Raw genomic sequence first — 16677 nt, 5'->3', positions numbered from 1 at the left:
GACTCGTAGCGAGGCAATGGTGCGTGAACGTGCTATCAAAGCAAAGAAATCAAGAAAGTATTTAGATCATTTAATATTAGGTCAGTCTTAACTCAGTTGGTTCAGAGTATCTACCTTACAAGCAGAAGTCGTTCTGATAGCGCATCGGAATAGGGTCCACAATACAAATAGAAATTGTTCCGATACAATATCAGAACAATATTTATTAAAAGACTTCAAACAGCAACACAAACACAAGGAATACTGGATCCTTAGCTCAGTTGGTTCAGAGCATCTGCCTTACAAGCAGAAGTCGTTCCGATAACCCATCGGAACAGGGTCCACAATAGAAGTTGAAACTGTTCCAATGTACTATCGGAACAGGGTCCACTAAAAACACAAGCTACTTCATATATGAAGTAGCTTTTTTTATGCTTAAGATTTGATGCTATGAATTTTTATGTATATATCCTTTACTCTACTTCTTTAGACAGGTATTATGTTGGTTTTACCCAAAATCTATCCTCACGTTTGGCTCGCCATAATTCTGGCGGTAGTCGTGCAACTAAACCTGGCGTTCCTTGGGAATTGAAATACTCAGAAGGTTATGAGACTCGTAGCGAGGCAATGGTGCGTGAACGTGCTATCAAAGCAAAGAAATCAAGAAAGTATTTAGATCATTTAATATTAGGTCAGTCTTAACTCAGTTGGTTCAGAGCATCTGCCTTACAAGCAGAAGTCGTTCCGATCCAATATCGGAACAGAATCCACTAAAAACACAAGCTACTTTATTGAAGGAGCTTTTTTTATGCGTGTATACCTAAGCAACGTGGTTATCAATCTCTACTAGAAGTTGATAACCACATACATGAAAACTTATCGAACCGTCCTGATACGAGAATTGTATATTCGGTGGTGTGAGAGGAATAAAGTAGGGTATTCTACCCTAATTCGGTGCTACAAGTTTTATATTTACTGATAAAAGAACAAATAAAGCATTGAGAACATTAATGTTAACCTTCCCCCAGTAAGTTATTTTGATTGAGTACCTTGAGCACTACATTTTTATAATTTCGCCCAATAGGAATCTCTTTTCCATTAATTTCTATGGTTGTAGCCGAAAAAGCCTCTACCTTGTCTATTGCCACAATAAAAGAGCGGTGTACCCTTAAAAACTTATTTTCGGGCAGTTTCTCTTCCAAATAGCTTATTTTCTGATACGCCACTACTTCTTTGTAAGCTGTTTTTACTCTTACATAATCCTTCAGGCTTTCGATATATAAAATATCTTTGAGCAAAAACTTAATCATCTTCTTATCTGCCTTCAGGTAAATAAAAGCCTGGTCATACCCTGAATTATCTATGGTGCTCGTAGCGGGTATTGTGGCGGTGGCTGGGGTAGGATTGTTCATTTGCGAGACTTTGTTTACTGCCCTCAAAAAGCGTTCAAACGAAATAGGCTTCAACAAATAGTCAACGGCGTCTAATTCGTATCCTTCCAATGCATAGTCGCGGTAAGCAGTAGTAAAGACTACTTTAGGTGGGTTATGGATATTTTTCAAAAAATCGATGCCAGTAAGTTTAGGCATTTGTATATCCAAAAAAAGCAAATCTATCTCTTTTTGTTGAATCAGATTAAATGCCTCTATAGCATTGTTACATCGTGCCACCAGTTCAAGACTGTCTATACGCTGAATGTATGTTTCCAGAATATCCAGGGCAAGCGGTTCATCATCTACAATCAAACATTTTAAATTAGCCATATCTTTTTTTTGGGTTATTTATCACCAATACGGGGTGCGAGTGGTGTTTTAATAGGTAGAAATAGTCTTATTTTTTTACTGGTTTTTGAGGGAGTATTTGTTCCTGGTCAACTTGAGGTTTTACCGAATCAAATGCCACAAATGACGACTCTAGTGTAAGTTTAAGTACAACCAAATAAGTAGATGGCTCATCATCAAACACCTTCAGTTCGTATTGATCATTATATAATAAATCCAGACGGCGCTTTACATTTACCAAACCTATACCACTGGCGTATTCTCTTTGCGAGCGTTTTATGTATTCGCTACTTTTGCTGTTTTCCACTTTCAGTGTCATTTGATTGCCCTGTAGTAGTAAATCTATCGTAATCCAGGCATGGTCAATCTCTCCACTTACTCCATGTTTAAAACTGTTTTCTACAAAAGGCAGTATCAGCATAGGGGCTATCTTATTGCCTGCCACTTGCCCAGCTATATTAAAAGAAATATCTACCCGATTGCCATAGCGGATTTTTTCAAGCGCGATGTAGTTTTTTATGTAGTTAATTTCCTTCTCTATGTCTATATATTGTGTGTTGGTGTCATACAGCATATAATTCATCAAGTCTGACAGCTTAAGCACTATTTCGGGGGCATGTTCATCTTTTTTTAGCGTAAGCGCATACAAATTATTGAGCGTATTAAACAAAAAATGTGGGTGAATTTGTCCTTTCAAAAATTTGAGCTCAGCCTCTAACTTTTCCTTTTCCAGTAATTTTGCTGCTTGTTTGTCTTTGTACCAAAACTTAAGGATTTTAACCCCCGTAGTAAGCAACAATACTGTATTGAATCCTAGGGCAAACTTTATTACTTTAAATAATGACCATAGGTTGCTTATGTGGTCTGGTATCACATACTGAACAATTACTTCAGTAGTCAAATAGGTTGTTTTAATAAACTCAGGGTTATAAATGGGGTAGTAAAAATAAAAAATTAAGGAACGACTAAACATACCTATCAGCATAGAGGTGGGAATAAGCCAAAGAATATAACTGAGGTAGCGTTTTTGTAGTAAAAAACGAGGTAGTAAAAAATATAAGTTGAAATAGACAATTAACATTCTGCCTGGTAACAGCAAAATCTGCACTTTTAATTCGCGGTAATAGTGGTCATCATAACTGCCCCAAAGTATGGCAAAGAATAAGACATAGCTTACCCAAAACAATACATGCAGTAATAACCGTTGATGGTTAGATTTATACTTTGGTAATAGATTAAATGTCATAGTTTAGATGCAGTATACCGAATATTGTTATAACAAAACTAATCGTTTTTTAAGAAAAAGGTTTTGTTATCAGCCGGTTTTTAGACCAACCGCTCAAAATGAGTTCTCTTTAACCTTTTCAAACCCCTCAGTGGTATAACTGCCCCACCAAATGCATTCGGGAGCTGCTCTATTTGGGCAATGGTATGCAAAATACCTTGGTACCTAGTCTTAATCTAGTGATAATCAAAGCCTCAGGAGTTGCACTTTTGCCAAAACCTTTTAGTTTTGCATAATGAGGTTAACTTGGCTATATATCAAAAACACCGTTAGGTGGTGTTGCCTGTTGGCAATGCTTGGAGCTTGTTCGTCGGTTAGTAAAAAAGCAAAATCGTTTGAAGATTTACCCAAAGAATATACAGGGCTCAAAAAAATGGTGTTGGTGCCTACCGAAGTTGCCGGTCATGAGTTTTATATAGATGTTATTCCAGTAACTTATCAGGATTTCAGGAAATATGTACAAGCTGGAGGAACCATTGCTGCCTACTGGGACGAAGCTACTTATAACAAAAGTCTGCAACCTGTCACTGGGATCAATTGGTACCACGCTGTAGACTATTGCAATTGGCGTAGTAAAATGGAAGGGTTGTCTCCCGCCTATGTGCCTTCTGGTAAGTTAGATACCTGGGGCTATCCAGGTTGGCGGCTCAACAAGGAATCCGAAGGATATCGCCTGCCTTTTGAGTCAGAGTTTATGACAGCTGCTCGGGGAGGCAAAGGTAAAAGGGCTTACCCTTGGGGCGATCGTTTTGATCCTGCAAAGGCAAATTATGACAATGAACGAGGAGTAAAAATTGGTAAGTGGTGGCGCTTGGCTAAAGTAAACGAGTTGCCTAAAAATGATTTTGGAATTAGAGGAATGAGTGGCAATGTTTGGCATTGGTGCAATGACTGGCACACTACCAACCGAACTAAAGTGCTCAAAGGGGGAAGTTGGGGAAGTATAAACCCAAAGTACCTACAAATAAACTATAGGTCTTTTTCGGCGCCCAGCAACTATAACTTTGATATTGGTTTTCGTTGTGTTCGTCCAGCCTATGGCATATCGAGGCGAGACAGTACTGCTCAAAAAGCAGCCCAGCGTAAATTTTATCAATACCAAACCTCACACTATAATCAACCACTACGAATAGATTACTACGGCACAAAGTTTACCCAACGTTTGGCAACTTTTTTAGGCGATTACTTCCCTCAATCTTTGTACTTTCTTGAGCAGGTAGATGCTCAGCCTAAAATAACTCCTTTACAAATGGCGCAGGCTATAGTGTCAGTGACTCAGCAACACAACATAAATCCCTTATTTCTAACGGCAATTATGGTAAGTGAGAGTGGGTTGGGAAGTTGCTCGTTTCCGCGTTGGTATAACAACCCTATGGCTTTTCACTGGCAAAACAGGTTGATGGTTAACGGTTTACCTACCTATCAGGCTATGCCAGGTAAGCTAAACCGTAAATACCGTAACCTCAAGGCGGCTTTTCAAGCGTTTTGTTATGGTATTAGACGTAATATTTACTATGCAGCTGCCCGCGAAAACCTATACGATTTTCATATGGTGTATGTGGGCTACGAGAGTGATGTGTGGCTATATACCATTGCCAGAGTCTTTAAAGATGTAGCAGGCATAAGGTTTGAAGCAGATGAACCTATGCAAAATGCTGGTGCAATGATTTACCACGATTGGGAGCAAATAAAACAACGTATTAAAACGCCCAGACCAACCTCATTGCACCAGTATGACAAAACAAGGCATACGAGCCCCCCGCAAACCTCTACCAAAACTATATCGGGCAGGTACTATCTTATTGCAGGAAGCTATACCCACCTTGCCAGTGCACAACAAAAGCTACAGCATCTCAGGCAAGCTGGTTTTGCGAATCCCCGTTTGTTGCAAAGCCAACGGCGCCTCAGGGTAGCGTTTGATGCAGGCTACCAAACCAGGCAGTTGGCAGTAATAGCCAAACAAAAACTTAAAACTACTTACACCGATGTGTGGATATGGCGTGGAAGGTAGTAAAAGTTATAGTTGAACCCCTATAAGCGTTATATCGTCTCTTTGCTGAGCATCTTGTTGGTGTTGTTTCAGACGAGTTAACAACAATTCACGGTGTGCTTGTAGGGTGTCCTCCAAGCCTTGTTGTAGCAGTAGTTCAAGGCGTTGCTGACCAAAATTTCGTCGTTTGGGACTTGCCACATCTTTGAAACCATCAGTGGATAAAAAAAGCTTATCTCCTGTAGCAAGCATAATCGTATGATTCACAAATGGTTCACTCCTTGTTTGTGAGTCACCACCAATACTTCTACGGGTACCAGGTTTTTTAAATAATTGATTATCTTCTGAATAGTACAAAGGGCGTTTTGCCCCAGCAAAAGTTATTTCTTGTTGGCCATCATTCTGGGGCTTTATTTTGCAAAAGCAAATATCCATTCCGTCTTTGTTTTGCCCCTCAGACTGCTTAAGGGCGGCTCTTACACCAATATGCATCATTTTTAAGATACGAGCTGGACTGTCTATGCCCTTCCTACTGACGATCTCATTGAGCAACATAGTACCAATCATGCTCATAAAAGCACCTGGCACCCCATGCCCTGTACAATCTACCACTGCCAAAAAAATTGTTTTTGAGAGGGTTTCGTTTTCTTTATCACGATTAATTGTTTGTACCATCCAGTAAAAATCGCCTGAAACAATGTCTTTAGGTTTATAAATGATAAAATAGTCTTGGAACAATTTGCCAAAGCTTGAGTTACCAGGCAAAATCGCATTTTGGATATTTTGTGCGTATTCCACGCTTTCCGTCAGGCTGCCGTGTAGTTTACGAAACTCCTCCGAAATAATCAGGTGATTACGGGTTTGTCTTAGTTGATGGTTTAGATCTTTATTTTGCAGCCTAATTTTTTCATCTTTGAGCAATAAGCAAAGGTTCGCCCCGATATTGTTATTGATCTTATCCAAAAAATCGAGAAATTGCTGCATTGGGGGTTTATGAAACAATATTTCTAATACTCCATATACTGCTTTTTGATAAATAATAGGTAAAGTAAGTATGCTATATATAGGAATTAATAGAGTAGTGTTGACGGCTTTAAAAACGGGGCTCTCTTCCTGAGAGGTAATGTACGATTTTTCTTTGCTTTTGGCTACCAACCCTATAGTATCTTCGCCTAAATATATGATGTCCTTCACCTGATCAGTCTCTATGGCATAACCACCTATAAAACGAAAGCTTTCTAGTTGAACCTCTTCATCCGCAATATTTTTGAGATAAAGTGTAGCTTGAAAACCTTCTACAAAAGGGACAAGGTGTTGTAACACATGATTAGCCCAGTTTTCGCTGTCCTGCCCACTTTGTATTTGCATAATACGAGCAAAACGAGCCCAGTTTTTATAGAAAAATAAGTCATTAGCTGATATTTCTTCGGTAGGTTGGTTGGTTAATATTTGCATAGAACTATCTGAAATTTTGGTTTGAAAGAAGTATAGTACTTTGTTAATTGTTTGCTAATTGATGCTTGTTAGTAATGTTCATTACAGTTCATTTTTATGATTGATGCGCAATAATTATTCTTATGAAAATAAAACTATAAGTTATTTTATAATCATCTACACAAGCTTATTGTTTGCCATTATAAGTATCTTAGTCTAATATGCAATAGTTTAAGAATGCTTTTGTGTAATTCTTTAGACTGTGAAGTAGAGTGTTATACTCCAATGGTTTAACTCTAAATGATAGTTTAACGACTACCAAAATTTGGGGTAGATTGAAAAAACAGTAGTGTTTCTAATTAAGCATCAGAAGGAATTGAGTGAGTCATGCCTATAATTTAAACAATTATAGTAGTCAATCAAATAAGAAGTTCATGAGAATTGTATTTAAGTAAGTCTACTTAATTCTCTTTTTTCAAACCTGATTTACTGGGTTTGCTCAGGGTTGATTTGGCGCACATAGTCAGGAAAAATTTGTTGGAGATGATGCTCTAGGTGCACGATGTAATCTAACACTAAGTCACTTAATCTAACTGAAGCCTTTTCGGTAGCCATACTATGTGGCTCCCGGTCTTTGTTCCAGGCATCGTTTGGAATATGTCGAATGATATGACAAATGTGTATATTGTACCAATACCACAGTTCAATTACATCCCTCCAGTTACCTTCCTGAAAACGTTGTGTATCAACTAAAGCCTTTTGAGGGTATGCCTCAAAAATAAGGTCATCCCTCCATTGTGCTTTGATAAACCTTTGACTGTTATAGGTGGCAGAGTCTATCAGGTGACCCATAATTTGTATAGGCGACCATTTGCCCGGTGTAAGTGCTTGAGTTTGAACCTGATTAGGCAGGTTCAACAATTGAGCAAGTACTTTATCAAGTATTTTATCTTGAAATAATTTAGCTGCGGTGTTTTGTTTCATTGCCACTGTAGTTTGTATAAAAAATAGTTTATATGATGTATATAATTCATTTTTAGACTAAAAAACAAGGCAATGATTAATTGTATGTTATTTTTTAACACAGAACCTTTCCATTTTATTCAATAATTCTACATAATTGCCATTATTCCCTACAAAGTCTTAATTTTGTTTAACAATAGAAGTTACATATAAAAAACATAAACTTACTGTATATGAGCGAAAAGCTTTATGACGAAATCCCTTCTTTAGATTTAGCCGATTTTACATCAGGCGATGCATCTAAAAAGGCTCAGTTTGTAAAAGATTTGGGGGAGGCTTATAACAATATAGGCTTTGTAGCTATAAAAAACCATGGGCTTACAGATGAACTCACTGAACAGCTTTATGCCAGTGTGAAGGAGTTTTTTGCTCAACCACAAGAGGTAAAGCAACAGTATGAAATTGAAGGTTTGTCAGGGCAACGCGGTTATGTAGGCAAAGGCAAAGAACATGCTAAAGGGCGAAGTACAGGTGACCTGAAGGAGTTTTATCATGTAGGTCAGGAGGTAACCGATGGAGACGCTATCAAAAGCGAGTACCCTGACAACGTTTTTCCTAAGGAGATACCTTCTTTTAAGGAAAACACCCTTACTGCCTACCAAACACTGGAAGCAGCAGGAAGACAAATGTTGCGAGCATTGGCGATTTACCTTGATTTAGAGGAAGACTATTTTGAGAGTAAAGTACATAACGGCAATAGCATTTTACGTGCTATTCACTATTATCCTATTACAAATACCAACGAAGTGCCTGATGATGCAGTAAGAGCAGCTGCTCACGGCGATATTAACCTCATCACTTTATTGATGGGAGCAAGCGCTGATGGTCTTCAGATTTTGCGAAAAGACAATCAATGGATTTCAGTAACTGCATTGCCCGATCAGATTGTGGTAAATGTAGGGGATATGCTTGAACGCTTGACAAACAATAGACTTAAGTCGACTGTTCACCGGGTAGTAAATCCACCCAAAGAACTATTGCATACATCACGTTATTCTATTCCGTTTTTTATGCACCCTCGTTCCGATATGGATTTAACTTGTCTGGAGAGTTGTATAGATGAGCACAACCCCAAACAGTATGAAGACATGACTGCGGGGCAGTTTTTAGAAGAACGTTTACGAGAAATAGGTTTGAAAAAATAAATAAATGGGGAACGAAACCACTGCATCAAAAGCAGTGGTTTCTATATTTTAGAATGAAAAGAATCAGGTATTACATATTTTTACGAGATGTTGCCTGGCTCTCCATTGCTGCGTTTGGAGGTCCACAAGTGCACATAGCCCTGTTCATTGACATGTTCGTCAAAAAAAGAGGATATCTCAAAGAAAAAGAGTTTTTAGAACTCAACGCTTTATGTCAGATTTTGCCAGGACCTACCTCTACACAAACGATAGTAGCCTTAGGGTTTAAAATAGGAGGCCCTAGCCTGGCCTATCTTACTTTGTTGATCTGGTCGTTGCCTGCTATGATCATTATGACTGTATTGGGCATTACCATATCCTACTTTCATCACCAGAGTTTTTCTCTGGACTTTCTCCGGTTTGTCCAACCCTTGGCAGTAGGGCTGGTTTGTTATGCTGCCTATCGCATTACTCGCATGGTAGTCAATACCAAAACCGGGATAGTTCTATTAATCGTATCAGCTGCTTGTGCTTATACATTCAAATCTCCATTTGTGTTTCCTGTAGTAGTGGTAGTAGGGGGGATGGTTACCGCGTTTCGTAAGTTCAAGCACCAACCCAAAGAACAACCCGAACCACTTAAAATTGAATGGGCAAATTTTCTACTGTACCTTGGAGTAATGCTCATTGTAGGTTTAGGTATTTTGGTAGTAGGCATTAACAATACTCCTTTATGGGTGAGACTGTTTGAAAACTTTTACCGTAACGGTAGCTTTATCTTTGGAGGGGGGCAGGTTCTTATTCCAGTGCTGTTTACCGAGTTTGTAGAGTTTAAAGCTTACCTTAGCGAACAAGAGTTTTTATCTGGTTTTGGTTTGGCTCAATGCGTGCCTGGTCCTGTATTTTCGTTTGTGTCGTTTATAGGTGCCTTGTCTATGCGAGAAGCAGGGGCCGGAGTTGGTGGTGAAATCTGGGGGGCATTTATTGCTGCAGCAGGCATATTTTTACCTGGTACTTTCCTTATCTTTTTTGTCATTCGTTTTTGGGAACAGCTCAAAAAGTTCCGTATTGTGAAGGCTTCATTAGAAGGCATTCATGCGGCAAGTTCTGGTTTGGTAATAGCAGCTGCCTTATTATTGCTTACCCCTGTGGTTACCGGAGCCCACCATTACCTTAATATGACTTTAGTAGTTGCTGCTTTTCTTATACTAACTTTTACTAAAGTAAAACCACCTTGGATTATTTTATGTGGTTTGCTTGCCGGGTTTATTTTCTGATATAGTGCTACGTGATCATTTATTTTGGTCAGTGACGTCCCATATTTAGGTGGGGTTATTGCTGACTTTCTGGGTTGTTTAGAGGAGAACCCTCTCAATGCTTTGTGTTTTTATTTCTATACTTACTAAATTGCCTCGTTTTTTGACCAAAACAACAGTTTGAATACTTGACAGCAAATAACAACCAATATAATTTATGAGTTTAGCTAACAACTTTTTTAGCGATATAGACACTGAAGGGAAAGCGTATTGTTTGGGGTGGATCGCTGCGAATGGAATAGTTGATCAACACCAAGTAGAGTTAAGAGTGGCTTATCAGCAAGTACGTATGCTGGAAGTGTTACGCAGTATTATAGACAAGGAGTTGCCTATAGGTGAAATAGAAGATGCTAATACGGGGCGACAGGCATATCTTAAACTTGAGTCAGACAAAATAGCACAGAGCGTTTGCCAGTGGCTACAAGTGTCAGTTGAAGATCAGTACCTGACCACAGCTAAATTACCTGCTATCGAACATAAGTTTTTGCAGTGGAGCTTTATTCGTGGAGTGTTTGATGCTTACGGCAATATTAATCTGGATACTATAGAGTTTACACTTACTACTCGTTCTGAAAATCTGCTATATGACATCAAAGCTTTTTGTAAAATACCCGCCGAAGTAACCAATACAGGAAAACTATTTACGCTTAATTTGCAAAGAAACAATGCCCTCGATTTTTTAGGCAACCTATATGACCATGCCTCTTATGGGCTGGAAGCCAACCAGGAAATATATGCCAGGCTTTGTGCTTTGGTGCCTGGGTTTACTGCTAAAATAAGCGAAAAATATCCTTTTAAGTGGGTAAAAGCACTTTCCGACGCGGTGCCTCCGTTCAAAGAGCGGGTCTCGGATAGTGGGTATGACCTTACGTTGGTAAAAAAAGTAAAAGAGGTGGGGGATGTCACGTTTTTTGATACTGGTATCAAAGTACAACCTGGCTATGGTTGGTACTTTGACTTAGTGCCCCGTAGCTCTATTTCTAAAACTGGCTACATGCTGGCAAACAGTGTAGGTGTGATTGACCGAACTTACACTGGGAATGTCCTTGTGCCTCTACGAAAAGTAGATGTTAAAATGCCTGATTTAGATTTACCTGCCCGTGTAGTGCAAATTATTCCCCGACCTATTGTACATGTGCAGTGGCAGCAGGTAGAAGGTTTTGACGAAACCGCCAGAGGTGAAGGTGGCTTTGGAAGCACCAACACATAATACCCTCATAACAATACTTAAAAACAGACAGAAATTAAACTAGACATTAAATTATGAAAATTATTATTCCAATGGCTGGCCGTGGCACTCGCTTGCGCCCTCATACCCTTACAGTACCTAAACCTTTGATTCCTATTGCAGGAAAACCCATTGTTCACCGTCTGGTGGAAGACATAGTAAAGGTTTGTGGGCAAAAAGTAACCGAAATTGCCTTTATTATTGGAGCTGATTTTGGTGAGGCTGTAGAAAAACAATTATTGCAAATAGCTGAATCAGTAGGTGCTAAAGGAGCCATTTGTTATCAAACCGAAAAACTAGGGACAGCACACGCTTTATTGTGCGCCAAAGACTATTTTAATGGCAATGTTGTAGTAGCTTTTGCTGATACATTATTTAAAGCAGATTTTACGCTTGATAGCAACGCCGAAGCCATTATCTGGACGCAAAAGGTAGAAGACCCGTCAGCATTTGGAGTGGTAAAGATAGATGGAAATGGCTATATTACCGACTTTGTAGAAAAACCAAAAACCTTTGTTTCTGATTTGGCAATCATTGGTATTTATTATTTCAAAGATGGAGCTGTTCTTAGAGATGAAATGCAATATTTGATCGATAATGATATCAAAGACCGGGGAGAGTATCAAATTACTGATGCACTGGAAAACATGAAGTCGAAAGGAGTGAAGTTTCAGCCTGGACAAGTAAGTGAATGGCTCGATTGTGGAAACAAAGATGCTACAGTGCATACCAACCAACGTTACCTGGAGTATATCCAAGACCAACAACTGGTAGATGAGTCGGCCAAAATCATCAATTCTGTGATCATTCCTCCCGTATATATAGGACAAAATGTTGAAATTCATAACAGTGTACTTGGCCCACACGTTTCTATAGGTGGCAACTCTAAAGTGTTAAATACTGTTATTAAGAACTCTATTGTTCAGGATGATTCTGAAATTGTAGATGCCAACATGACCAATTCAATGATTGGTAATCATGTATCTTATAAAGGTAAAGCAGCCGATGCAAGTATTGGCGACTATAATCAATTAAAAGAATAATAACCATAATATAACTATGAACATTCAAGCTTTTTATAAACTTATTGCATTGAGTATGGCACTCCTGCTCCTGAGCTTGCGTCAGGTAAGTGCACAAGGGGGTAAATCATCAGTAGGACGCAAAGATGTAGAAACCGATTTTTACTTTACCGAAGGCATGAAGTTTTATATCTTAGGGAAATACGATACTGCATTAGAAAATTTTGAAAAGGCAGCTGACATCAAAACCAAAAATGCGGGTATTCAATACAAAATAGCTACTTGTCACTTTAAACTAAAGCAACTCGGTAAGGCCGAAAATCATGCTCAAAGTGCGTTGAAATTTGATGAAAACAATAAATATCACTACGAGTTGCTGGCAGAAATATACAAAGCCCAGTTTAAGTACAAGGCGGCTACTAAAGTATATAAAAAGCTGATGAACAATGTAAAAGGGGCAGCGTCTTATAACTATCACTTGGCAGAGTTGCACCTTTTACAAAAAGACTACGGTGAAGCGATTGAAGCGTATGAAACGCTTGAAAAATCTTTTGGACTGTCAGAAGATGTGATCTATGCCAAACAAAAGATATACCTCCAGCAGGGCAAATTTAACAAAGCCATAGAAGAGGGAAAAAAACTGGTAAGCTTTGCACCAGAAGAAACCCGCTATGTAGTAGCACTTGCCGAGCTGTTGGTGACTAACAACAAACTGAATGAAGCACTTCCATTGTTGGAAGAAATAGAAAAACAGAAAAAAGACCCTGACCCAAGGGTGTATTTGTTGCTTGCCAGTATTTATAAAAGCAAAGGAGAAGAGGCAAAAGCCATTAACCAACTCAAAAAAGCATTTTCCGACCCTGAGATTAATGGCGATGAAAAAGTGAAATTGTTGGTTCAGTATGCACAACAAGGGGATAAGATAAAAGTGTCGAACGAGTTAGTGTTGTTGGCAAAAACGGTAGTAGAAATGCACCCCGAACAAGCGCAGGCAAACACCATATATGCTGATATGCTGGCAGTACAGGGAAAGAAGAAAGAAGCATTAAAGTATTATATCAAAGCTGCTCGCAAAGACAACTCTGTGTTGCAGGTGTGGACTCAAGTACTAGTACTTGAGTCTGACTTGAACATGATGGATAGTTTAGTTGTACACTCAGAAGAAGCTCTGGAAACTTTCCCAAACTATGCCTTGTTTTGGCTATACAATGGTACTGCATTATTAAGCACCAACCAGTTTGAAGAAGCTTCTGGAGCACTGGAAGAGGGCAAAAGACTAAGCTTTAATAACAAAGATTTATTAAATGAATTTAATGCTCGTTTAGGAGATGCTTATAATGGGCTTAAACAATATGAAAAATCGTTTGGTTATTATGAAGAGGTGCTGAAGCAAAATGCTAATCACGCTTATACATTAAACAACTATAGTTATTTCCTGGCGTTAAGAAAACAAAACCTTGACAAGGCTAAAAAAATGGCCGCAAGACTGGTAAAAAACAATCCCGACGATGCCACCTATTTAGATACTTACGGATGGGTGTTATACGTAGCTAAAGACTATAAAAACGCGCAAAAATATTTAGAGAAATCACTAGAAAAATCACCAGAAGGAACCACTTATGAGCATTATGGCGATGTTTTGTTCAAGTTGGGCAACACTGCTAAGGCTATCGAACAGTGGCAGAAAGCAAAAGAGTTGGGAGGTACATCACAGTTTATAGATAAGAAGATCGCCGATAAAAAACTGTATGAGTAATTATAGGTAAAGCAGCGTGAGGGTTTTTGCTTGATGTTTATTGAAAGACAGTGCAGCCCTGCCTTATTTTTCATCATTAAAGAATACCATGTATATCACTAAAAAAATCTATTCATTAGGGTTTATTGCGTTATTTGGTTGTATATTATTTTCATGCAAAAGCAATAAAACAGCTTTAACTACCCGCCATAAAAACACGCCTATAGACAGTGTTTTAGCAAAAGAAACCAAATTTGCTTACCTCAAATCTAAGTTTAAATTGCATTTTCATGATGCCGAACGCGACGTAAAAGCTAAAGTTCGTTTGCGTTTGAAAAAAGATAGTTTAATATGGGTTTCTGTGAGTAAAACAGGTTTTGAAGGGCTCAGAGGAATGATTACCCGTGACTCTATTTATGTATTGGATAGAATGAAAAAGGTTTACCAGGTGTCAGATTTCAAGACATTGAGCAAAAACTTTAACTTTGATATAAACTTTGATCTTTTACAATCCATGATATTAGGTAATATGCCTTTCAGAGGAGCCACTAAAAGTAAAATAGTACAAAATGAGAAGTATTGGTTGATTAAGCAAAAAAGAAAGCACATAGACATAGAAAACTATGTCAATAACAGAAACCGTAAGCTCGAACAAGTTTTATTAACCGATATCATTACCAACAATTCGCTGCGAATGGTATATGAAGATTATGCCGCTTACAATGACAAGGTTTTTCCAGGAAAGAGCTCTATCACCGTAAAATACAAGTCAAAACAAAAAAAGCAGAACCTGATTACCTCAGTATCTATAAAATACCTAAAAGTAGAGTTCACCGATGAAGAAATAAAGTTCCCTTTTAGAGTATCTAAAAAATATAAAAGAGAATAAAAGCATACTATTATACATAAGCCCTGACAAAACCCTGATTTGAGACAAGTGGTATTTGTCAGGGCTTTTATTTTGTGTTAAATTGGCTGTTTACAAACACTTGCTTTGAATAAACCCAGGAAAACCATGGAGCAAAAATCTATTTTGAGAATAATGGCTTTGAGACACTTTTTCCGTAAAAAGGCATACCTGCTATTCCTGGGAGTAGTAACTGCATTGGCTTTGTTGTTTGCCAACTATTGGCAAGGTTATAGTCAAAAAGGCAAACGCCGAAAAACGCAGTTAGTCCAGCAAAAAAAGAAAAAAATAAAATATCTGAAAAAAAAAATATCGAGCTTAAAAAGTGTCAGTTCAGAGAAGAGTAACCACATAGGACAGCTCAAAATTATAAGAGAACAGATAAAAGCACAAGAGAGCTTGGTAAGTGAACTTAAGACCGAAATAAAGCTAACAGAGGTTGATATCTCAAAGCTGGAGGATAAAATTAAAGTCTCAGAAAAAAAGCTAAACGGTTTAAAGTCTGCTTATGCACGTATGCTGCATGTATATGCCAAAGCTAACTATAATTATAACCACCTCAGCCTGTTGTTTTCCTCTCGCAATATCAATCAATTATATGGGCGTATTCAGTATTTAAAACAATATACTAAGGTGCGTAAAAAACAAGCGAATAAAATTCGTACGCTCAAAATCAGTATGTTGAATCAGCGAGATATTTTGAAACAAACTGTGGCACAGAAACAAACATTGTTGGCAAATAAACTCTCAGAAGGAGATACGCTACGAAGCCTTGAAAAAAAAGAAAAGGCATTTATCAAAAAATTAGTTGTTAAAGAAAAAAAGTTACGTCGCGATATTCGTTATAGCCGTCGTAATGTGAGTAAGTTAAATCGTTTAATTACCCATGTAGTGAGAGGTAGAAGTAGGTCAAGCACAGGTACTCGACGCAAAGGCAGAGTGGGTACTGGACGTAAGAGTGCCCCTACAGTAAAGTTGAGTGCTTCGGGTAAAAAAAATGCCCAAAGTTTTTCCCGACAAAAAGGGCATTTAAAATATCCTGTATCAGGGGTGGTAGTACGTGGGTTTGGTACGCATAAACATCCTGTGTTTAAAGATGTAAAAATAGAAAGCCGAGGCATAGACATTCAGACCAAAAAGGGAGCGTTGGTGAGGGTTGTATACCAAGGTAAAGTATCTACAGTAGCTACTATTCCAGGAATGGTTGGCAAAGTAGTAATGATTCAACATGGTAACTACTTTACTGTATATGCTAAAATGAAAAATGTAAGGGTAAGACCTGGAAACGTGGTAAAAACCGGGCAGGTCATAGGAAAAGTATTTACCAGCAAAGGAGGTGTATCTCAGCTACAGTTCCAAATATGGCAAAACAGTAAATTGCTTAACCCAATACATTGGTTGAGAAGGTAGTGGTTTGAGTTTATCAAATGTACTTTGTAATAGGGGAGTCCTTAAAGAAGCTAGGCTAAGTGTTAGGTAGATTATGTTAATAGGTGATTTTCATTGAAATCACAAAAACTGCAGTTTTCAATACACGATCTAAAGTAGAAAACCCTGTAAGTAGTTAACTTACAGGGTTTTAGTATGTTATAGTGGCGAGGGGGGGATACATCAAAATACCCGTATGCAGCACACAGAGGTGTTTTTAAGCCTTGTAACTTTTGTCACTCACCCAAAATGGAAAGCCTTGTTTAACAGGCATTTATAAAACTGCACGGATTTTATTTGTAAGTCTTTACCTTGAAAATATCAAAAACACCTTACTACATTACTACAAAGGTTATAAGTTTCTTATTATCAGTGGTTTATATGTAGTAAGGTGTTAATATTTACTCTTACTACTTAGTTACTAC

At 38.2% G+C, this 16677-nt stretch carries 13 protein-coding genes and 1 tRNA gene; 10 read left to right on the top strand and 4 right to left on the bottom strand.

Annotation, left to right across the window (positions count from 1 at the left end; genetic code table 11):
• Positions 1–245 precede the first annotated feature (245 nt).
• Positions 246–323: transfer RNA gene (locus Q0954_RS18570), tRNA-Val, on the top strand.
• Between the two features lie 106 nt (positions 324–429).
• Positions 430–681, top strand: coding sequence for a GIY-YIG nuclease family protein (locus tag Q0954_RS18565; RefSeq protein WP_299459093.1), 252 nt, complete (start codon positions 430–432; stop codon positions 679–681).
• A gap of 311 nt (positions 682–992) precedes the next feature.
• On the opposite strand, the gene Q0954_RS18560 is transcribed toward Q0954_RS18565, so the two are convergent.
• Together Q0954_RS18560 and Q0954_RS18555 are read right to left on the bottom strand one after the other, a co-directional pair.
• The gene (locus tag Q0954_RS18560) at positions 993–1742 is read right to left on the bottom strand and encodes a LytTR family DNA-binding domain-containing protein (RefSeq protein ID WP_299459092.1); all 750 of its coding nucleotides are present in this window, start codon (positions 1740–1742) and stop codon (positions 993–995) included.
• 67 nt (positions 1743–1809) lie between these two features.
• Positions 1810–3006, bottom strand: a complete 1197-nt coding sequence (locus Q0954_RS18555; RefSeq protein ID WP_299459091.1) for a sensor histidine kinase — start codon at positions 3004–3006, stop codon at positions 1810–1812.
• 274 nt (positions 3007–3280) lie between these two features.
• Here Q0954_RS18555 and Q0954_RS18550 point away from each other — a divergent pair, with 274 nt between their 5' ends.
• Complete coding sequence (locus Q0954_RS18550) at positions 3281–5056, top strand: SUMF1/EgtB/PvdO family nonheme iron enzyme (RefSeq protein WP_299459090.1); 1776 nt, start codon at positions 3281–3283, stop codon at positions 5054–5056.
• Between the two features lie 6 nt (positions 5057–5062).
• On the opposite strand, the gene Q0954_RS18545 is transcribed toward Q0954_RS18550, so the two are convergent.
• Positions 5063–6490 carry a SpoIIE family protein phosphatase gene (locus tag Q0954_RS18545; RefSeq protein ID WP_299459089.1) on the bottom strand — a complete coding sequence of 476 codons (1428 nt, stop codon included), beginning with the start codon at positions 6488–6490 and terminating at the stop codon, positions 5063–5065.
• Between the two features lie 465 nt (positions 6491–6955).
• Positions 6956–7453 carry a DinB family protein gene (locus Q0954_RS18540; RefSeq protein ID WP_299459088.1) on the bottom strand — a complete coding sequence of 166 codons (498 nt, stop codon included), beginning with the start codon at positions 7451–7453 and terminating at the stop codon, positions 6956–6958.
• 212 nt (positions 7454–7665) lie between these two features.
• Between Q0954_RS18540 and Q0954_RS18535 the strand changes: the two genes are divergently transcribed.
• The 7 genes from Q0954_RS18535 (at position 7666) to Q0954_RS18505 (ending at position 16234) form a co-directional block, all read left to right on the top strand.
• Complete coding sequence (locus tag Q0954_RS18535; protein WP_299459087.1) at positions 7666–8637, top strand: 2-oxoglutarate and iron-dependent oxygenase domain-containing protein; 972 nt, start codon at positions 7666–7668, stop codon at positions 8635–8637.
• A gap of 53 nt (positions 8638–8690) precedes the next feature.
• On the top strand, positions 8691–9893 hold the full coding sequence (gene chrA, locus Q0954_RS18530; protein WP_299459086.1) for a chromate efflux transporter: 1203 nt from the start codon (positions 8691–8693) through the stop codon (positions 9891–9893).
• Positions 9894–10089: 196 nt separating this feature from the next.
• Entirely contained in the window at positions 10090–11142 is a 1053-nt protein-coding gene (locus Q0954_RS18525; protein ID WP_299459085.1) for a hypothetical protein, read from the top strand.
• A 53-nt stretch (positions 11143–11195) separates the two neighbouring features.
• Positions 11196–12203, top strand: coding sequence for a sugar phosphate nucleotidyltransferase (locus tag Q0954_RS18520; RefSeq protein WP_299459084.1), 1008 nt, complete (start codon positions 11196–11198; stop codon positions 12201–12203).
• A 16-nt stretch (positions 12204–12219) separates the two neighbouring features.
• Positions 12220–13938 (top strand): tetratricopeptide repeat protein, encoded by a 1719-nt coding sequence (locus Q0954_RS18515; protein WP_299459083.1) that lies wholly within the window; start codon positions 12220–12222, stop codon positions 13936–13938.
• An 88-nt stretch (positions 13939–14026) separates the two neighbouring features.
• Positions 14027–14806, top strand: coding sequence for a DUF4292 domain-containing protein (locus tag Q0954_RS18510; protein ID WP_299459082.1), 780 nt, complete (start codon positions 14027–14029; stop codon positions 14804–14806).
• 126 nt (positions 14807–14932) lie between these two features.
• Positions 14933–16234: a peptidoglycan DD-metalloendopeptidase family protein gene (locus tag Q0954_RS18505; protein WP_299459081.1), complete on the top strand. Its 1302-nt coding sequence runs from the start codon at positions 14933–14935 to the stop codon at positions 16232–16234.
• The last annotated feature ends 443 nt before the right edge of the window (positions 16235–16677 follow it).

The organism is uncultured Microscilla sp. (assembly GCF_947493425.1).
Lineage (GTDB): Bacteria > Bacteroidota > Bacteroidia > Cytophagales > Microscillaceae > Microscilla.
The sequence above is the reverse complement of the archived record's forward strand: the minus strand, read 5'-3'. Positions and strand labels throughout refer to the sequence as shown.